Origin of the sequence: Amycolatopsis sp. SB7-3 (genome assembly GCF_041021335.1) — a bacterium.
Lineage (GTDB): Bacteria > Actinomycetota > Actinomycetes > Mycobacteriales > Pseudonocardiaceae > Amycolatopsis > Amycolatopsis japonica.
In genome coordinates, this window is record NZ_JBFPJQ010000002.1 from 577,538 (window position 1) to 596,200 (window position 18,663).

General features: G+C 69.3%; 18 protein-coding genes and 1 pseudogene. 12 read left to right on the top strand and 7 right to left on the bottom strand.

Going from position 1 to position 18,663, the window contains the following annotated elements; all coding sequences use genetic code 11:
• Positions 1 to 10 precede the first annotated feature (10 nt).
• The gene (locus tag AB8M46_RS20840) at positions 11 to 874 is read left to right on the top strand and encodes an alpha/beta fold hydrolase (protein WP_394361247.1); all 864 of its coding nucleotides are present in this window, start codon (positions 11 to 13) and stop codon (positions 872 to 874) included.
• On the opposite strand, the gene AB8M46_RS20845 is transcribed toward AB8M46_RS20840, so the two are convergent.
• On the bottom strand, positions 871 to 1,248 hold the full coding sequence (locus AB8M46_RS20845; protein WP_125733829.1) for a hypothetical protein: 378 nt from the start codon (positions 1,246 to 1,248) through the stop codon (positions 871 to 873). The two genes, AB8M46_RS20840 and AB8M46_RS20845, sit on opposite strands and share 4 nt — an antisense overlap.
• Positions 1,249 to 1,409: 161 nt before the next feature.
• On the opposite strand from AB8M46_RS20845, the gene AB8M46_RS20850 reads away from it, so the two are divergent.
• Positions 1,410 to 2,165 carry a thioesterase II family protein gene (locus tag AB8M46_RS20850; protein WP_394361248.1) on the top strand — a complete coding sequence of 252 codons (756 nt, stop codon included), beginning with the start codon at positions 1,410 to 1,412 and terminating at the stop codon, positions 2,163 to 2,165.
• 96 nt (positions 2,166 to 2,261) lie between these two features.
• Positions 2,262 to 3,278 (top strand): alpha/beta fold hydrolase, encoded by a 1,017-nt coding sequence (locus AB8M46_RS20855; protein WP_125733827.1) that lies wholly within the window; start codon positions 2,262 to 2,264, stop codon positions 3,276 to 3,278.
• Here the strand turns inward: AB8M46_RS20855 and xylA are convergent.
• On the bottom strand, positions 3,275 to 4,444 hold the full coding sequence (xylA, locus tag AB8M46_RS20860; RefSeq protein ID WP_394361249.1) for a xylose isomerase: 1,170 nt from the start codon (positions 4,442 to 4,444) through the stop codon (positions 3,275 to 3,277). The genes AB8M46_RS20855 and xylA overlap by 4 nt on opposite strands.
• A gap of 92 nt (positions 4,445 to 4,536) precedes the next feature.
• On the opposite strand from xylA, the gene AB8M46_RS20865 reads away from it, so the two are divergent.
• Positions 4,537 to 5,712, top strand: coding sequence for an ROK family protein (locus AB8M46_RS20865; RefSeq protein ID WP_394361250.1), 1,176 nt, complete (start codon positions 4,537 to 4,539; stop codon positions 5,710 to 5,712).
• Here the strand turns inward: AB8M46_RS20865 and AB8M46_RS20870 are convergent.
• The 3 genes from AB8M46_RS20870 to AB8M46_RS20880 all read right to left on the bottom strand — a co-directional run bounded on the left by AB8M46_RS20870 (position 5,669) and on the right by AB8M46_RS20880 (position 8,134).
• The gene (locus AB8M46_RS20870) at positions 5,669 to 6,130 is read right to left on the bottom strand and encodes a hypothetical protein (RefSeq protein ID WP_394361251.1); all 462 of its coding nucleotides are present in this window, start codon (positions 6,128 to 6,130) and stop codon (positions 5,669 to 5,671) included. The two genes, AB8M46_RS20865 and AB8M46_RS20870, sit on opposite strands and share 44 nt — an antisense overlap.
• Positions 6,131 to 6,505: 375 nt before the next feature.
• Complete coding sequence (locus AB8M46_RS20875; protein WP_394361252.1) at positions 6,506 to 7,423, bottom strand: lysyl endopeptidase; 918 nt, start codon at positions 7,421 to 7,423, stop codon at positions 6,506 to 6,508.
• A 99-nt stretch (positions 7,424 to 7,522) separates the two neighbouring features.
• Positions 7,523 to 8,134 carry a LysE family translocator gene (locus AB8M46_RS20880; protein WP_125733823.1) on the bottom strand — a complete coding sequence of 204 codons (612 nt, stop codon included), beginning with the start codon at positions 8,132 to 8,134 and terminating at the stop codon, positions 7,523 to 7,525.
• 82 nt (positions 8,135 to 8,216) lie between these two features.
• Between AB8M46_RS20880 and AB8M46_RS20885 the strand changes: the two genes are divergently transcribed.
• Entirely contained in the window at positions 8,217 to 8,678 is a 462-nt protein-coding gene (locus tag AB8M46_RS20885) for an Lrp/AsnC family transcriptional regulator (protein WP_038513131.1), read from the top strand.
• 25 nt (positions 8,679 to 8,703) lie between these two features.
• Here the strand turns inward: AB8M46_RS20885 and AB8M46_RS20890 are convergent, their stop codons facing one another.
• Positions 8,704 to 9,243, bottom strand: coding sequence for an Lrp/AsnC family transcriptional regulator (locus AB8M46_RS20890; RefSeq protein ID WP_394361253.1), 540 nt, complete (start codon positions 9,241 to 9,243; stop codon positions 8,704 to 8,706).
• 78 nt (positions 9,244 to 9,321) lie between these two features.
• Between AB8M46_RS20890 and pdhA the strand changes: the two genes are divergently transcribed.
• From pdhA to AB8M46_RS20920, 6 genes and pseudogenes are all read left to right on the top strand, one after another.
• Positions 9,322 to 10,410 (top strand): pyruvate dehydrogenase (acetyl-transferring) E1 component subunit alpha, encoded by a 1,089-nt coding sequence (gene pdhA, locus AB8M46_RS20895; RefSeq protein ID WP_394361254.1) that lies wholly within the window; start codon positions 9,322 to 9,324, stop codon positions 10,408 to 10,410.
• A complete protein-coding gene (locus AB8M46_RS20900; protein ID WP_394361255.1) occupies positions 10,410 to 11,408 on the top strand; it encodes an alpha-ketoacid dehydrogenase subunit beta in 999 nt (332 codons plus the stop codon). The genes pdhA and AB8M46_RS20900 overlap by 1 nt, the downstream gene beginning before the upstream one ends.
• Positions 11,401 to 12,594, top strand: coding sequence for a dihydrolipoamide acetyltransferase family protein (locus AB8M46_RS20905; protein ID WP_125733821.1), 1,194 nt, complete (start codon positions 11,401 to 11,403; stop codon positions 12,592 to 12,594). Before AB8M46_RS20900 ends, AB8M46_RS20905 begins: the two co-directional genes overlap by 8 nt.
• An 81-nt stretch (positions 12,595 to 12,675) precedes the next feature.
• Complete coding sequence (locus AB8M46_RS20910; RefSeq protein ID WP_394361256.1) at positions 12,676 to 14,064, top strand: MFS transporter; 1,389 nt, start codon at positions 12,676 to 12,678, stop codon at positions 14,062 to 14,064.
• Positions 13,973 to 14,248, top strand: a pseudogene (locus AB8M46_RS20915) (VOC family protein); the annotation flags it as partial. The gene AB8M46_RS20910 and the pseudogene AB8M46_RS20915, both read left to right, overlap by 92 nt.
• 78 nt (positions 14,249 to 14,326) lie before the next feature.
• Positions 14,327 to 15,100, top strand: a complete 774-nt coding sequence (locus AB8M46_RS20920) for a PE-PPE domain-containing protein (RefSeq protein ID WP_394361257.1) — start codon at positions 14,327 to 14,329, stop codon at positions 15,098 to 15,100.
• A 113-nt stretch (positions 15,101 to 15,213) separates the two neighbouring features.
• Here the strand turns inward: AB8M46_RS20920 and fusA are convergent, their stop codons facing one another.
• Positions 15,214 to 17,253: an elongation factor G gene (fusA, locus tag AB8M46_RS20925; protein ID WP_394361258.1), complete on the bottom strand. Its 2,040-nt coding sequence runs from the start codon at positions 17,251 to 17,253 to the stop codon at positions 15,214 to 15,216.
• Between the two features lie 383 nt (positions 17,254 to 17,636).
• Between fusA and AB8M46_RS20930 the strand changes: the two genes are divergently transcribed.
• Positions 17,637 to 18,656 carry a sigma-70 family RNA polymerase sigma factor gene (locus tag AB8M46_RS20930; RefSeq protein WP_394361259.1) on the top strand — a complete coding sequence of 340 codons (1,020 nt, stop codon included), beginning with the start codon at positions 17,637 to 17,639 and terminating at the stop codon, positions 18,654 to 18,656.
• Positions 18,657 to 18,663 lie beyond the last annotated feature (7 nt).

Consider the following 18,663-nt stretch of genomic DNA (forward strand, 5'->3'; position numbering starts at 1 on the left):
CGTTCCGCTCATGCGGAAAATCGGGAGTTTCAAAAGTCCGGCGGCCGAGAAGCACTACTTCGCCGCCTATGACCGCGCCATCGCCGAATGTCCGGACCCGGACGCGGTCTTCGACGTCGAAACGCACCATGGCATCACGCGGGTCTACCGCTACGGCGACGGCGGCAGCCCGATCGCCCTCCTGCCGGGACTCATGGCCACTTCCGCGTGTTTCGCGACCCTGATCCCCGCTTTGGCTGAGCGGCACCCGGTCTATGCGATCGACACCCTCGGCGAAGCGGGCCGAAGCGTGCACAAGGTCCCGTTCAAAGACATCCGTGACCGGGCGAGCGCTCTCGACCACGTCTTCGACCGCCTGGGACTGACCGGCGTGCATCTCGTGGGCGGTTCGACCGGCGGCTGGCACGCGGTCAACCAGGCGATCCACGCGCCCGGAAGACTCGCGTCCATCGGCTTGCTGGACGCCACCACCGTTTCGGCGCCGTTCTCCCGGCGCGTGTCCTGGTACGGCTTGCCCGTGGCCGTCCTCGACAACGATCGCCTGTGGCGGCGGTTCGTGGCGTGGACCGCCGGGGAGGACGTCCTCGACCAGCCCGCCGCCCGGCTGATCCTCGCCGGGATCCGGTGCTATCGCGCCCGGGTGCCGTTCCAGGTTCGCCCGAGCGAAGCCGCGTTACGGTCCATCGAAGTGCCCGCGTTCGCCCTGTTCGGCGGACGCAGCGTCGTGCACGATCCGGTCACTGCCGCCAGACGGCTCGAAAGCCTCATCCCCCATGCCGACGTCGAGATCCTGCCGGACGCCGGTCACTATCTCTATCTCCGCCCGCCTGATCGCGACCGGATCATCGAGCGCGTCCTCGGCCGGGCCGGTTAAGCGGCACGCGCACCGAAACGGCGGCGCGCGGCGGCCAGGCTGGCCCGGCACGCGGCGATCAGCCGGGCGGAGGCGGCGCTTTCGCCGTGGCCACACCGCGGGCAGAACATCGTGACGTCACCGGACAGTTCGTCGATGGAAACGGTCAGCGCGGTCGCGCACGAACGACACCAGCGGTGCCGTGTGATCGGGTTGACGTGCAGCGGCGAAGCCACGCATTGGTGGATCCAGCGGCCGTGCACGTGGCAGGTCAGCCGGTCGTCCGGGGACAGGCGGCCGACGTCTTCCGCGTCGTCCTCCATCGCCAGCAGAACCGGCAGGGTGCGGCTCACCGGGTTCAGCCGCGTGGTCGAGGCCAGTGTCGTGGTGTTCATCGCTTTCTCCTTCCGGCTCTTATCAAGACGTCGAACGGGGAGTGCCAGATACGACACGGCCGGGCATCTTTTCCCGAAGAGCTCCCCCTCGTGGGTGAATTGATCTTGGTCGAATCCGAACCGTTACCCCATTCGGGTTAATCGCGCGTATCTTTCGGATCATGACGGCCGCACTCGTTTCACTGTCCACATCAGACAGTCGTGGCCGCGGCTACCTGGTGTTTCCGCCCGCCGGCGGCACGCTGCGCGCGTTCGGCCCGCTCGCCGGCGCGGCCGATGCGGACGTTCGAGGCGTCGAATACCCCGGACACGGGGAAAGGCTCGCGGATCCACCGGCTTCCACTGTCGAAGAACTCGCCGCGCAGTCGGCCGCCGCGATGCCGGCGGCCTGGTTCAGCCGTTCCGTGACGATCGGATTCGGCATGGGCGCCTTCGTCGCATTGGAAACGGCTCAACGGCTGGGTGTTTCGCCTCGCGCGCTGATCGTCGTGGACGCGTGCGCCCCGCAACGGCGTTCACCGGACAAGAACGCCAAGGCGGGCGCCTCGGCGATGGGACGGGTGTTCGGCCGCACCGGGCTCACCCCCGTCGCGGGCTACCGCGATTCGCCCGAAAGCTGGGAGTACGCCCTGGACCTGCTGCTCGGCGATCTCCAGCTGCTGAACGCCTACCGCGGGCCCGCCAGGACCCAGCTCTCGTGCCCGATCGCGGCGATCCGCGGCACCGACGATCCCGCGTCCGCTTCGGGCGACGACGCCACGGGCGGCTGGCGGGTGTGGACGTCCGGTCCGTTCGTGGGCCGCGTCGTCCCCGGCGGCTACCTGGGCGTGCTCGAATCCGGCCGGGAAGCCGAGTTCTGGGCGCGGATCCACCGGCTGGAAGAGGCCTTCGTGGCCGCACACCCCGAGGTGGCCTAGGGCGACTTACACCGGTGACGTCGTCCGACGGTCGCCGCGTCCGGAGCCGTCCCCTTAATTTCGTCCCGTACCAGGCGTTTCGCGGGAGGAATCAGGATGCTCAGCAGGAGAAGGTTCGCGCAGGCCGTCATCGCCGCGACAGCGGGTGCCACCGTGGCGGGCTGCTCGGCCCAGCCCGCGGCGGCACCGGTGGCGGCGCCCGCCACGACCGGCGGGAACACCTCGTTCGGCCCGCTCAAGCAGATCGACGCCGGGGAGCTGAGCATCGGTTACGCCGAAGCCGGCCCCGCCGACGGCCCGGTGGTGGTCCTCCTGCACGGCTGGCCCTACGACATCCACAGCTACGTCGACGTCACTCCGCGCCTGGTCGCGGCCGGGTACCGGGTGATCGTGCCGTTCCTGCGCGGCTACGGGCCGACGCGGTTCCTGTCGAAGGACACGTTCCGCAACGGCCAGCAGTCCGCCATCGCCGCCGACATCGTCGCGCTGCTGGACGCGCTGAAGATCGAGAAGGCCGTCTTCGGCGGCTTCGACTGGGGCGCCCGCACGGCCGTGATCATCGCCGCGCTGTGGCCGGAGCGATGCAAGGCGCTCGTGTCGGTGAGCGGCTACCTGGTGACCAACCGGGAGACGAACAAGCAGCCGCTCTCGCCCACCGCCGAGCTCGGCTGGTGGTATCAGTACTACTTCGCCACCGAGCGCGGCATTCTCGGCTACACGAAGAACCGGCACGACTTCAACAAGCTGATCTGGAAGATCGCGTCGCCGAAGTGGACCTTCGACGACGCGACCTACGACCGTTCGGCCGCCTGCTTCGACAACCCGGACCACGTGGCCATCGTGATCCACAACTACCGGTGGCGGCTGAGTCTCGCCGAGGGCGACCCGAAACTCGACGCCCTCGAACAGAAGCTCGCGCAGGGACCGGCGGTTTCGGTGCCCACCATCACGATCGGCAGCGACTTCGACGGCCCGAACACCGACGGCAAGGCGTACCGGTCGAAGTTCTCCGGCAAGTACGAGCACCGCGTCCTGAACGGCATCGGCCACAACGTGCCGCAGGAGGCACCGGAGGAGTTCGCCAAGGCCGTCATCGACGTCGACCGCTTCTAGCGGGCTCCGGTGAGGTGTTCGAGGGCCAGCTGGGACAGGCGGATGAAGCCGTAACCGCGTTCCGCCGCCTTCTCCGGGTCGAAGTCCTCGAACGCCGACCGGTCCGCCAGCAGATCCGCCGCCGTCTCGCCCTCGTTCAGTGTCGGCGTCGCCAGCTCGGGAACGAGGGCGGCGTCCAGCGCGGCGCGCACCTCGGGATCGGCCCGGAACGCGCGGGAACGCTCGGCGAACAGCAGATAGCTGGCCATGTTGGCCTCGGCGCTGGCCCACACGCCGTCCATGTTCTCCGTGCGCAGCGGCTTGTAGTCGAAGTGACGCGGCCCGTCGTAGCCGCCGTGCTCCAGCAGGTCGACGAGGAAGAACGACGACAGCACGTCGCCGTGACCGAACACGAGGTCCTGGTCGAACCGCGGGCCGCGCTGGCCGTTGAGGTCGATGTGGAACAGCTTGCCCTGCCACAGGGCCTGCCCGATGCCGTGGACGATGTTGAGCCCGGCCATCTGCTCGTGCCCGACCTCGGGGTTCACGCCGACGATCTCGTGGTTGTCGAGGGTGGAGATGAACGCGAGCGCGTGGCCGATGGTCGGCAACAGGATGTCGCCGCGCGGTTCGTTCGGCTTCGGTTCGAGCGCGAGCCGGAGGCCGTAGCCCTGGTCGAGGACGTACTGGGCGAGGAAATCGATGCCCTCGCGGTAGCGGTCCATCGCCGCGCGGACGTCTTTCGCGGCGTCCGTCTCGCTGCCTTCGCGGCCGCCCCACAGCACGAACGTCGACGCGCCGAGTTCGGCGGCGAGGTCGAGGTTCCGCAGCACCTTCCGCAGCGCGTAGCGGCGGACGTCACGATCGTTGCTGGTCAGGCCACCGTCCTTGAAGACGGGGTGGCTGAACAGGTTCGTGGTCACCATCGGGACCACGAGACCGGTCTCTGCCAGCGCGCCCTGGAAACGTTTCAGCTGCCGCGCGCGGTCGTCGTCGGCCGAACCGAACGGAACGAGGTCGTCGTCGTGGAAGGTGATCCCCCACGCACCGAGGTCCGAGAGGCGGTATACGGCTTCGACCGGGTCGAGCGGCGGACGGCTCGCCGGGCCGAACATGTCGTTCGCCTGCCAGCCCACGGTCCACAGCCCGAAGCTGAACTTGTCCTCACGCGTCGGTGCCTGAGCCATCTCGCCTCCATTAGTTTGATGCCTGAACTTATCGACGCCCGACCTGGCGGGTCAAGGCTTTCGTTCAGGCATCGAACGAATACAATCGCGCGATGATCGGCACGCGCCCGGCGGGACAGCACACCGTGCGGCAGCACAACGCCGCGCTCGTCCTCGGGGCGATCGCGGACGGTCCCGGCACGTCCCGGGCGGGCCTGGCGGCCGCCACCGGACTCACGAAGGCGACCGTGTCGAGCGTGGTCGACCGGTTGATCGCGGCGGATCTCGTGGCCGAAGGCGAACCGGAGCAACGCGTCGGCCCCGGGCGGCGTGGCACCGTCGTTTCGCTCTCCCCCACCGGCCCGCACGGACTCGGCATCGAGATCGGCGTCGACTACCTGGCGTCCTGTCTCGTCGATCTGACCGGCGCCGTCCGGGCGCAGGAAGTCCGATATGCGGACAACCGGACCCCGCGGGTTTTCCAGCGCGTGTCGGCGTTCCTGCGTAGAGCCCGGAAGCAGGCGGACGCGCTGGGTGTTCCGGTCGGCGGCGTCGGGATCGCGGTGCCGGGCCTGGTCGAATCCGGCCTCGTGCGGCTCGCCCCCAACCTGGGCTGGCGCGACGTTGACCTCGCCGACCGGCTCGGCGGGACGTTCACCGTCGCCAACGAGGCGAACTTCGCGGCGCTCGCCGAACTCTGGCACGGCTCGGCGTTGCCGGATTTCGTCCACGTGTCGGGCGAGATCGGGATCGGGGCGGGCATCGTGCTGGATCGCGCCCTGTTCGAAGGCGTCCGCGGCGCGGGCGGCGAGATCGGCCACCTGCCCGTGGCGCCCGACGGCCCGCCGTGTTCCTGCGGCGCGAACGGCTGCCTGGAACGGATGGCCGGTCAGGAAGAGATCCTGCGGCTCGCGGGCGCGGGAACGGTGGACGAGCTGGTTTCCGCCCTGGAATCCGGCGACGCCGCCGCGCTTTCCGCGGTGACCGTCGCCGCGGGACATCTCGGCGTCGGACTGTCCACTGTGGTCAACCTGATGGACGTTCCGGCGGTGGTGCTAGGCGGAACCTACGCGCGGCTGGAGCCGTGGCTGCGTGAGCCACTCCTCGCCGAACTGGAACGCCGCGTGCCCAGCACGGCGTGGTCGCCGGTGCGCCTCGTCCGCTCGGCGCTGGGCACGGGCGCCGCCGTCCGCGGCGCCGCCGGCTCGGTGATCCGCGGCATCCTCGCGGACCCCGAGCACCATCTCACGACTCACTCGTCATCCGATCAGGACGCTCGGGATCGGTGACCCCGGGCAACGACGCTTCGATGGCCTGCGCGCGCTCCTCGATGTCCGCGCGCTGGACACGCCGGGCGTAGGCGATGAGTTCGTCGCGATCCGCGTGCGGGAGCCAGCCCTGCTCGCAGCCGGTCTCCAGCCGCACGAGGTAGCGCACCAGCTCCGCCGATTCGGCGCCGAACTCCCGCATGCGGCGCGTCAGCAGCTCCGCCGCGGCGAGGTAACCGTTGTTCCAAGCGTGGACCGCCAGCAGTTGCGCGGTCGCGGCGAGGATGTCGCCGAGGTGGAACCCGCCCTCCGCGGCGAGATGCCCGGCGATCCGGAAACTGCGTCTGCCCTCGCCGACCGGCCCCTCCTCGCGAATCGCTTCGAGCAGCGCCCCGATCTGCCGCGTCAGGTAGTCCTGACCCGCGTTCTCCACCGTCACCGCATTCCTCCACCCAGTCGCCGTGATCGCAGGAAGGTGTCAATGGGGTGTACGGCAGATACATCGAATGCCGAACCGTTATCACCCGAATGGCGTGTGTCGGTCAACAGGGTGCCACCGCTCCGGTCTCGCCCGCGGGGCACCAACCCGGATGCTCGCGGAGCCACTTGTCGCGCTGTTTCTCGTCCTTGCGGCACGCCGCTCTCCGCTGGTCCGCCTTCGACCGTCGTGGGCACCTCAGTGCTCGGCAGGTCCGTCAAGTCCGGTTCGACGCTCGTGCCGACCGCGAACAGGATCAGCACACGCGCCACGATTCCTCCGCCTCCGCCATCGAACCCGCCTGTATTCGGCGGAAGCGCGGAGAGCGTTACAGCGTCAGCTCGTGGTGGCGGTGTTGATCGCCCGCGCGTAGTCGGCAGCCGTGCCTTGCGCCGAACACTTCTTGATGTCGTCGTACAGCCACATGAAGCCGCCCGGAATCCCCGCGGACGACTTCCAGGCCCGCATCTTGCTCTCCACCTGGGCGGGCGAATCCCCCGCTGTGCAGCCGGAGCCGTTCTTGCTCCAGAGTCCCGGATCCACCGGCATGCCGAGTGACCGCGTCCAGGTCGCCGGGTCGTTGCCGCTGCCACCCGCGTATGCCTGCAGATACACGCGATCGACCAGGCCGCCGAGCCCGTTCTTCACGCCTTGCCAGTACGACACCGCGGTGTACGGAGCGAGCGTGAAGTTCCGGTAGCCCATCGCGTTCGCCATTCGCGCGAAGGTGACGGTGGAGTCGACGTCGTAGTGCGCTTCGTCGTCGTTGTTGATCGCGTCCGCGCCGGTGGCGTTCTTCAGCGCCAGGAAGTTGCGGTAGAGCACGGTGCCGCTGCCGGTGCCGTCGCGCGTGATCAGGTTGTCGATGGCTTCCCAGTCCGGAGTGCCCCAGGCACCGACGGAGACCTCGATGCGATCGACCGAGGTCGGCGCCTGCTTCAGCGTCCGCAACCGGGCCGGCCATCCCGCGTCGCCGACGTACTGGCCGTCTTTCACCACGAGGTGGTCGTTGTAGTACAGATCGCCGTTGTCGTGGACATGGATGCTCCACAGGATGACCGTGGTGAAACCCGACGACCGCAGGACGTCCATGACACCCTGACCGTCCTGATAGAACGGTCCCCCGCCGTAGATGGCGGACCGGCCGGCCGCGGCGGGGATCACCTGCGCTTCGGCAGTATCCGGTTGACTCGTTTGGACGATCGACGCGGCGACCACCAAGGCCACCGCGGTACGCACCCAGGTCCACCGCATCAGGTCAGCTCCCTTCGGCCTGCTTCGGAGGGTATGAGATTTTCCAACGGTGCGGCCAGGTTTGTTCGGCGACCTGTCCGGTGGAATGGACCATTCGGCTCACGCCACCAGTCGCTCGACGACCAGGAGTGCTCCCACCAGCATCATCGAGGCGCCGGAAATCCGGGAAACGACACGGGAAACGGCGGGGCGGGCGCGCAGCAGGGCTTGTGCTCCCACGCCGACGCACGGATAGACCATCGCACAGGTGCCGACGAAGGTCAGCCCGAGCACGGCCAGCTGGACCGGGATCGGCCAGCGCGCGGCCGGGTCGGTGAACTGCGGCAGCATCGCGACGAAGACCAGCAGTCCCTTGGGGTTCAGTCCGCTGACCGCCATCCCTTCCAGCAGCGTGCCACCCCGGCTCCCGACTTCCCCTGGAGCGCTACCCGGCGTCGACGGATGGCGCACGGTCTTGAAGCCGAGCCAGATCAGGTAGAGCCCACCGGCGACAGTGAGCGCGAGCAAGGCGATCGGCGTCGACGCGACGAGGACACCCAGTCCCGCGGCGACCACCAGCGTCATGGCCAGGTAGCCGAGAACGATGCCGCCGGCGGCCGGCAGGACCTGGCGACGAAGTCCAGCGCTGATCGCGAAAGCCCAGTCGGCGCCGGGCACCGCGATGAGCAATGCCGCGACGCCCCAGAAGGCGAGAACGGATCCGAGAGGCATGTTCGAAAAGCTATTCGCGATCCGACCGAAGGTGCTTCCAACTTCTGCCCCTTCGGGCGGCAAGCGTGGAAGAATCTTCCCCATGGACGCTGTCGACCGGAAGATTCTTGCCATCCTCCAGGAAGAGGGGCGTCTGACGCTCACCGAACTCGCCGAGCGGGTCCAGTTGAGCGCGTCGCCGTGTCACCGCCGGCTGCGCGCGCTCGAACGGGACGGCACGATCAGCGCGTACCGGGCGGTGGTCGATCCCGCCGCGCTGGGGCTGAACTTCGAGGCGCTCGTGTTCGTCACCATGCGGCAAGAAGACCGCGAGACGCTGCTGAGCTTCGAAGACGCCGTCACGCGGATCCCGAACGTCCTGCTCGCGCAGCGGCTTTTCGGCGACCCCGACTACCTGCTGCGCATCGTCACCGCCGACCTCGCCGCGTATCAGCGGCTTGAGGACGACGTGCTGTCCGCGTTGCCCGGGGTGCAGCGGCTGAACTCGACGCTCGTGATGAAGCAGGTGGTCAACGACCGGCCACTGCCCACCACCGCCTCGTGAGTGGTAATGACGGTTAGAACCGTCCTCACCACTCACGAGGGGCGACGCCCGACTGTTCCTCGAAGATCAGCCAGGTCCGCGTCGAGCGCACGCCGTCCAGCGCCTGCAGGCGTTCCAGCACGACGTCCCGCAGCGAAGCGTTGTCCGGTGTCCGCACCAGCAGCAGGATGTCGAAGTCGCCACCGACGAGCGACACATGCTCGACGAACGGGATTTGCCGCAGCTCGGCAGACATCGTGCGCCACGACGTCTGCTCGACAGTGATCAGGATGTACGCGCTCGTTCCGAGCCCGGCTCGCCGAGGGTCGATCCGGGCGCCGAAGCCGGTGATGACGCCTTCGGACATCAGCCTGTCCAGCCTCGCGTAGGCGTTGGTGCGCGAGATGTGCAGCCGCTCCGCCAGCGCCCGGACGGCGAGCCTGCCGTCCGCGGTCAGCTCGGCGAGGATGGCCCGATCGATGTCGTCGAGGGCAAGGACCGTTCGTCCCGGATCCGGCCCGTGAGCCACGCCACTACCGGACGGTCGGCCCGGCTGAACCGATTCTGCCGACAGTTTGTCGCTCATTTCGCGCACCTCTTGAACACTGGGACTCCGGAAACCACGATCTCAGCATCATATGTCTGTGAAAGGTGGTGCTGCGCCATGTCGCGGGAGACCCCTGCCGCCGCGTTGCTGCCGTCCGGGATCCCGGTGCGGTTCCTCGCCGAGGACGGCACGCGCGTCGACGAGCACGGTGACTACACCGTGCCGCCGGCCGAACGGCTCGTCGAGGCCTACCGGCTGATGGTGCTCGGCCGCCGGTTCGACGCGCAGGCGACCGCGCTGACCAAGCAGGGCCGCCTCGCCGTGTACCCGTCCAGCGCCGGCCAGGAGGCCTGCCAGGTCGCGAGCGCGCTCGCCCTCACCGACGCCGACTGGCTCTTCCCCACCTACCGCGACTCCGTCGCGCTGGTCGCCCGCGGCCTTGAACCGGGCGAGATCCTGACGCTGCTCCGCGGCGACGCGCACTGCGGTTACGACCCCGCCAAGACCCGTGTCGCTCCCCAGTGCACGCCGCTGGCGACGCAGACCCTCCACGCCGCCGGGCTCGCCCACGCGATGCAACGCCGCGGCGAGGACGCCGTCGCGTTCGCGCTCATCGGCGACGGCGCCACCAGTGAGGGCGACTTCCACGAGGCACTCAACTTCGCCGCCGTGTTCAAGGCGCCGGTGGTGTTCTTCGTGCAGAACAACGGGTTCGCGATCTCCGTACCGTTCGAGAAGCAGAGCGCCGCACCCGCGCTGGCGTACAAGGGTGTCGGCTACGGCGTCCGCTCCGAGCAGGTCGACGGCAACGACGCCCTCGCCGTCCTTTCCGTGCTGGACGACGCCGTCGCGCACGCGCGTTCCGGTCGCGGGCCGGTACTGGTGGAGGCGCACACCTACCGGATCGACGCGCACACCAACGCCGACGACGCGACCCGTTACCGCGATCAGGCCGAGGTCGAGAAGTGGCGCGCGGCCGACCCGGTTCGCCGTCTCCAGACCTATCTGACCACCGAGAACCTGTTGTCCGACAACGACATCGAGCGATTCCGGGCCGAGGCCGAGACGTTCGCCGCCGGAGTGCGCGACACCCTCAACGCCGACGTCGAGCCGGATCCGTTGTCGCTGTTCGAGCACGTGTACGCCGTCCCGACCCGTCAGCTGGCCGCCCAGCGGGCGCTGGTCGCGGCCGAACTGGAGGCCTGATGTCCGAGCTCTCGATGGCACAAGCGCTCAACGCCGCCCTGCGTGACGCGGTCAAGGACGACGACCGCGTGCTGATCTTCGGCGAGGACGTCGGCCCGCTCGGCGGCGTGTTCCGGGTGACCGACGGCATCACCGCCGATTTCGGCGAGGAACGCTGTTTCGACACGCCCTTGGCCGAGTCCGGCATCGTCGGTTTCGCGGTCGGGATGGCGATGGGCGGGTTCCGTCCGGTGGTCGAAATGCAGTTCGACGCTTTCGCCTACCCCGCGTTCGAGCAGATCACCTCGCACGTCGCGAAGCTGCGGAACCGCACCCGCGGCGCCTTGTCGCTGCCGATGGTCATCCGGATCCCCTACGCGGGCGGCATCGGCGGCGTCGAGCACCACTGCGATTCGAGCGAGGCCTACTACACCCACACGCCCGGCCTGCGCGTCGTCACACCCGGCACGCCCCAGGACGCCTACGACCTCCTGCGCGACGCGATCGACTCGCCGGATCCGGTGATCTTCCTCGAACCGAAATGCCGATACTGGTCGAAGGAGCCCGTGTCCTTCACCCGGGAAGGCGCGGCCATGGACCGCGCGGTCGTGCGCCGCGAGGGCAAGGACGTCACGCTCATCGCATACGGCTCGATGGTCGCCACCGCGTTGGAAACCGCGGAGGCCGCGACCGCCGAAGGCTGGGACATCGAAGTGGTCGATCTCCGGTCGCTGAGCCCGTTCGACGACGAGACCGTCGCCGCCTCGGTGCGCCGCACCGGCCGCGCGGTCGTCGTCCACGAAGCGGCCGGGTTCGGCGGCTACGGCGCCGAGGTGGTCGCCCGGATCACCGAACAGTGCTTCCATCAGCTGCACGCGCCCGTCCTGCGCGTGACCGGGCTCGACATCCCTTACCCGCCGCCGAAACTGGAGCGCCATCAGCTTCCGGACGTCGACCGGATCCTGGACACCGTCGCCCGGCTGCAGTGGAACGACGAACCGGTGGTGGCCGGTGCCTGATTTCCTGCTCCCCGACCTCGGTGAGGGCCTGACCGAGGGCACCATCGTCACCTGGCTCGTCGCGGAAGGCGACACCGTCGGCGTCGACCAGCCTGTCGTCGAGGTCGAGACCGCGAAGGCCGCCGTCGAGGTGCCGGTGCCGTTCGCCGGCGTCGTCACCCGCCTCCACGGTGAACCCGGCCAGTCGCTGCCCGTCGGCGCTCCCCTGCTCACCATCGGCCCCGGGTTCACCGAACCCGGCGTGACGACCGCGAGCGAGGGCAGCGGCAACGTCCTCATCGGCTACGGCACGACCACCACGACGAGGCGCCGCCGGACCCGCACCGTCGTCGCGACCCCGGAGAAACCGTCGAAAGCGCCGGGCGTGATCTCGCCGTTCGTCCGCAAAATGGCTGTGGACAACAAGATCGACCTGACGAAGCTGACCGGCAGCGGTCCGGGCGGCATCATCCGGCGCGCCGACGTCGAAGCGGCCCTCGCCGTCCCGGAGCAGCGAGACGGCGAGACACGGATCCCGCTGACCGGCGTCCGCAAGGCGGTCGCCGACAAGCTGACGACCTCGCGGCGTCAGATCCCCGAGGCGACGGTCTGGGTCGACGTCGACGCGACCGGACTCGTCGCCGCACGGAAGTCGCTCAACGCCTCGGCACCGGATCGTCCGGTCAGCCTTCTCGGGCTCGTCGCGCGGTTCGCCGTCGCGGGGCTGCGGAAGTTCCCTGAGCTGAACTCTCGGGTGGAAGGCGACGAGATCGTCCAGCTTCGCGACATCAACCTCGGTTTCGCCGCGCAGACCGACCGAGGTCTCGTCGTGCCGGTGGTCCGCGACGCGGGCTCACTGTCCACAAGGGAGCTTTCGGCGGCGATCGGCGACCGGACGACGCAAGCCAGGGAAGGGAAGCTCGGCCCGGCGGGCCTCACCGGCGGAACCTTCACGGTCAACAACTACGGGGTGTTCGGGGTGGACGGCTCCGCCGCGATCATCAATCACCCGGAGGCGGCGATCCTCGGCATCGGCCGGATCATCGACCGCGCTTGGGTGGTCGACGGCGAGCTGGTGGCGAGGAAGATCTGCGAGCTGACCCTGGCGTTCGACCATCGGGTGTGCGACGGCGGGACCGCGGGCGGGTTCCTTCGGTTCGTCGCGGACTGTGTCGAGTCGCCGATCACCGCGCTCGGGGACCTCTGAGCGGGTCGCACAACCGACGGTTGTGACCCGCCAACGACCCGTTGTTCGACTTCGGGGCTCCACCTTGCTTTGATCTCGCGCGTGGGTGGGAGATCGCTGGGGCGACGGTTCGGCTGGCTGTGGGCGGCATACGCGGCGAGCGCGTTCGGGACGAGGTTCGCGTTCGACGCGTTCAGCCTGATCGCCATCGTCGTACTCGGCGCGGGCACCGCCGAGGTCTCGTTGCTGGCGGCCGCCGGTCTCGTCGTGGGCGCGGTGGTCGCGCTGCCGCTCGGCCCTTGGGTCGAGTTCCGCCGCAAACGGCCGGTGATGATCGCGATGGACCTCGTCCGGTGCGGGGCGCTGCTGACCGTCCCGGTGGCGTACTCGTTCGGGCTGCTCGGCTTCGGCCAGCTTCTCGCGGTGTCCGTCGTCGTCGCGGCGGCCGACATCACGTTCCTGGCCGCCAGCGGGGCTTTCCTCAAAACCCTGCTGCCCCGCGAAGACCTGCTGGTCGCGAACGCCCGGTTCGAGTCGACCACCTGGACGGCCACCGTGCTCGGGCCGCCGCTCGGCGGTTTCGCCGTCGGTCTGTTCGGGCCGGTGATCACGATCGCCGCCGACGCGGTCAGCTATCTGCTTTCGGCGCTCGGGATCCGTGCCGTCGGTGGTTCGGAGCCACCGCCCGTGAAGCCGGAAGGCGCCCGGTTGACCGGCGGCGACCTGCGGGAAGGCTGGCGATTCATCCTCGCCCATCCGTTGTTGCGGCCGCTCTTCGTCAACACGATCGTGGTCAACGGCCTGATCATGGCGACCGCGCCGCTGTTCGCCGTGCTGATGCTCGGGCAACTCGGCTTCGCGCCCTGGGAGTACGCGGTCGCCTTCGCGGTGCCCTGTCTCGGCGGGTTGATCGGGGCGCGGCTCTCCCGGCCGTTGGTCGCCCGGTACGGCCGGGGCAAGATCCTCTTCGTCTTCGGGTGGCTGCGGGTCTGCTGGCCTGTTTGGCTCGTTTTCGTCCAGCCCGGTGTTCCCGGCCTGATCCTGGTCATAGTCGTCGAACTGTGCCTGATCACCTGTATCGGTGTGTTCAACCCGGTGCTCGCCACCAGCAGGCTCGAACAGGTGCCCCTCGATCGCGCGGCCCGCACGCTGTCGGCCTGGTCGATCGCCGGGAAGCTCACCACCGCCGGCCTGACCGCGCTGTGGGGCCTGCTCGCCGTGTTCACCGGCCCGCGCGCCGCGGTCGGCATCGCCGGGGCGCTCATGCTGGCGACACCGCTCCTGCTCCCCCGAAACCGTCGGACCCCTGTGCCAGTATCCGGGTATGTCGATCAAGAGAGTGGTCACCGACCTCGAGACCAAGACGCTGCCGGAAGCGAAGGCCTTCTACGTACAGGTTCTCGGCTTCGAGGTGGTGATGGATCACGGCTGGATCGTGACCCTGGCCGATCCGGAGCGGCCGGAGGTCCAGCTGAGCCTCATGACCCATGACGAGACGGCACCCGTCGTGCCGATCGCCTCCATCGAGGTCGACGACGTCGACGCGAGGTACGCGGCCGCCAAGGCATCCGGTGCCGAGATCGTGCACGAACTGACCGACGAGCCGTGGGGTGTCCGGCGGTTCTTCGTCCGGGATCCGAGTGGGCACGTGGTCAACGTCCTGTCCCACCGCTGACGTCCGAAGGGTGTTTCATCGAAATTTCATGACTCGTCCCTAGCGTTCGACCACGCACCGTAGTCGAACGAAAGGACGATGAATGTGAAGAAGCTCAGGGGGGTCCTGGCGGCGGCCGCACTGGCCACCGGCTTGATCAGTGTCATGGCGCCGACGGCCCAGGCCGACCAGGCGCGCTACTACATCCTCGTCGGCGGCACGTGTGACGGGGCCGCGACCGTGTACAACGACGCCTGGTTGCGGGGCGGGATCAAGAAGGTGGTCCACTACCCGGCAGGGGCCGCCGGTGCACCCAACTGCGACCAGACGCCCATGGACCAGAGCGTCGCCCGCGGGCACGAAGAGGCCCGCCGTGTCGTCCAGAGCTCCTTCGACGAGAACCCCAGGGCGGAGTTCACCGTCGTCGGCTACTCGCAGGGCGCCCTCGTCGCGAACCTGGTGCTGAACGACATCGCCGACGGGAAACTGGCCGTGGACAAGTCGCGGTTCCGGGCGAAGATCTTCGCCGATCCGATGCAGCCCGTCGGTCCTCCGGGACGCGGGATCAGCGCGGTGCTCCCGGCGGGGACCGGGGCACCGTCGCCGTTCGGCGGCTACGTGTCGTTCGGGCCCGGCCGCACCGACTTCGGCGGCATCCCGTTCATCCGCTACTGCATCGAAACCGACGGTGTCTGCCACTTCGACACCATCGAGGCGCCTGGCGGCTATTTCGCCCAGCACCTCTGCTACCAGTGGGCCCGTCCCACCGATCACCGTTCGATCATGGAGGACACGATCGCGGACGGCGTGTTCACCAACGGATCGCACGCGCTGCCGCGGCAGAACTGCCGTCCTCCGTGGCCTTCGGTGTGACCGGATGAAGACGGCTGCCGCCCGGCGCCCGATAGCCGGGTGACAGCGATTCGGGCGTTGGCCCGCCCACAGTGTCGTGGGCGGGCCAACGTCGGGCTTCGGACCGGCGCGAACTACCGGACCGGCAGGCCCTCCGGCGCCGGAGCGTGGCCGACCGGCCGGGCGGTGAACGTGCCCCGGCCCTGGGTCCGGCTCCTCAGCCGCGTCGCGTAGCCGAACAGTTCGGCCAGCGGCACGGTCGCGGTGACCACGGTCGTTCCGGCGCGCACCACCGACCCCAGCACCCGGCCACGCCGGGCGGCGAGGTCGCCGAGCACCACGCCGACGGCGCTTTCGGGCACCGTGACGGTCACTTCGGCGATCGGCTCCAGCAGCGTCATCGCACCGGCGGCCAACGCGGCCCGGAGCGCGAATCGTCCGGCAGCCCGGAACGCCAGCTCCGAAGAGTCCTTCGGGTGGGTCGCCCCGTCCGTCAGCGTGACCCGGACCCCGGTCACCGGATGCCCGCCGAGCGGGCCTTCCGCCAGCGCGTCACGGCAACCCGCTTCGACGGCACGGACGTATTCCCGCGGCACCCGGCCACCGACCACAGTGGACTCGAACGCGAACTCCCCTTCCTCCAGTGGTTCCGTGTCGATGACGACGTGGGCGAACTGCCCGGCGCCGCCGTCCTGCTTGACATGCCGGTGGACGAAACCGGACACGCCGCGCGCGACCGTCTCGCGGTAGGCGACCCGAGGCCGTCCGACGCCGACGTCCAGCCCGTGGTCGCGGCGGATCTTCTCCACCGCCACCTCCAGATGCAGTTCGCCCATTCCCGACAACAGGGTCTGACCGGTCTCACGATCGGTCCGGACGACCAGCGACGGATCCTCCTCGACCAGCCGTGCCAGCGCCGACATCAAGCGTTCCGTGTCGGTGCCCTTCCGCGGTTCGACGGCGACCGAGACGACCGGATCGGCCGCGACGGTCGGCTCGAGCAGGATCGGCTCCGACGGCGTGCACAGCGTCGCGCCGGGACGGACCGTCTTGAGCCCGACCACCGCGACGATGTCGCCCGCGACGGCGCTGTCCACCCTGGTGTGCCGGTCCGCCTGGACCCGCAGGATGCGGCCCACGCGCTCGCTACGGCCGCTGCCCACGTCCATCACCGCCTCCGAAGTCCGGATCGTGCCCGAATACACCCGCAGGAACGTCAATCGCCCGGTGGCGGTCGAGGTCACCTTGAACGCCAGTGCCGCGAACGGCGCAGACGGATCGGCGGGACGTTCCTGGGTCGTGCCCTCGTACTCACCTCGCACCGGCGGAACATCCGACGGCGCGGGCAAGTACGCCACCACGGCTTCCAGCAACGGCTCCACCCCGCGGTTGCGGTAGGCCGAGCCGCAGAGGACCACGACGCCGTCACCGGTCCGGGTGAGCTCACGCAGCGCAGAGACCAGCGTGTCCGTCGACACCGCCGACGACGCGCAGAACTCCTCCAGCGCCCCAGGATGGGCTTCCGCGACGGCCTCGTCGAGCAGGCGCCGTCGCCGGTTCGCTTCGTCCACAAGGGACTCCGGAATCGGTCCTTCCTCGGCGGTCTCGGCGCCATCGGCCCAGACGAGTGCCCGCATCCGCAGCAGGTCGACGACGCCCACGAAGCCGTCTTCCGCCCCGATCGGCAGCTGGACCACCAGCGGACGCGGATGCAGCCGCTCGCGGATGGACGCCACGGCCGCGTCGAGGTCGGCACCCGCGCGGTCGAGTTTGTTGACGAACGCGATCCGCGGCACGCCGTGCCGATCGGCCTGTCGCCACACCGATTCGCTCTGCGGTTCGACCCCGGCGACGCCGTCGAACACGGCGATCGCGCCGTCGAGGACCCGCAGCGACCGCTCGACCTCGTCGGAGAAATCGACGTGGCCGGGCGTGTCGATCAGGTTGACGCGATGGCCGTCCCACGAACAGCTGACGGCGGCGGCGAAGATGGTGATGCCACGGTCGCGCTCCTGGGAATCGAAGTCGGTGACGGTCGTGCCGTCGTGGACCTCACCTCGTTTGTAGGTGGTGCCGGTGACGTACAGGATCCGTTCGGTGAGGGTGGTCTTGCCGGCGTCGACATGGGCGAGGATGCCCAGGTTGCGGACGGCGGACAGCGGGACGGTGCGCATGGCGCGGGCCTTTCGGGCTGAACTGGCGAAAACTCCGACGGCGCGATTCGGCGAACGCGGGCAGGCATCAACCACCGTTGCGCGGCAACGGGAAGAGGTCAGGCGTTCGTGAGAAGGGCCGGTGCTAGCCGCGCGGCCGGCACCGGGTGCGCGGAGACACCAGGATCACCTCGTAGCGAGCCGAGGGGACGACGACGGCGTGGTGATGACGCACGGTCCTGTCCTTCCTCGCCGGGGTGATTTCGTGGCGAGTGTAGCCACTCCGCTGTGGACCGCGAACCGGTTTTCCGCGGATTCGGGGGAAACTGGTCGGCGACCGACAAGTTTCCGGCGACGGCGGTGTCCATCCCTTCGAGAGACACCACAAGAGGAGGGAACCCGGTATGCGGGTGGACGAACTGCTGGCCCTGGCGAAAACCGGTGACGGCGAGGCGTTCCGTGACCTCGTGGCGCCGTACCGCCGTGAACTGCAGGTGCACTGTTACCGCATCCTGGGCTCGGTGCAGGACGCCGAGGATCTGCTGCAGGAGACGCTGCTGGCCGCGTGGCGCGGGATCGACGCGTACGAGGAACGGGCGTCCATCCGGACCTGGCTGTACCGGATCGCGACCAACCGCTGTCTCAACGCGCTGCGGGCGGGTGCCCGCCGCCCGCACGACCACGCGGCCTACCGACCGGAGGTCCCCTTGCCCGAGCCGACGCGCCGTCGCCCCGAACCCAGCTGGCTGGAGCCGTACCCGGATCTGCTGCTCGCCGAGATCGCCGACCGGGTGCCCGGCCCGGAGGCGCGCTACGAGGCCAGGGAGTCGATCTCGCTCGCGTTCCTGGCGGCGCTCCAGCGGCTTCCTCCCCGGCAGCGGGCCGTGCTGGTTCTGCGCGACGTCCTCGGGTTCCGCGCGGCCGAGGTGGCAGGCATCCTCGACACCACCGAGAACGCCGTGACCAGCGCGCTCAACCGGGCACGTTCGGCACTGGCCAAGGAGATGCCGCCGGGTGAACGGGAGTCCGCTCCCCTGCCCGATTCGCCGCGGGAACGCCGGATCGTCGACGAGTTCACCCGTGCCTTCGAGAACGGCGACGTCGAGGCCATCGTGGCGCTTCTGACCGACGACGCCTGGCTGACCATGCCCCCGCTTCCTCTGGAATACCAAGGCCCGGAGGCTGTCGGGCACTTCCTGGCGACCGTCGCGCTCTGCGACGGCCGCCGGTACTCGCTGATCCCGACCCGCGCCAACGGCCAGCCCGCCTTCGGCTGCTACCTCCGCGACCCGAGGACGCCCATCGGCCACGCGCACGGCGTGCTCGTGCTGGAACTCGCGGGCGATCGGGTCACCGCGGTGACCCGGTTCCTCGACAACTCACTGCTCGCGGCCTTCGGGCTGCCCCGCTCGCTGCGCGGCTGACGCCCGC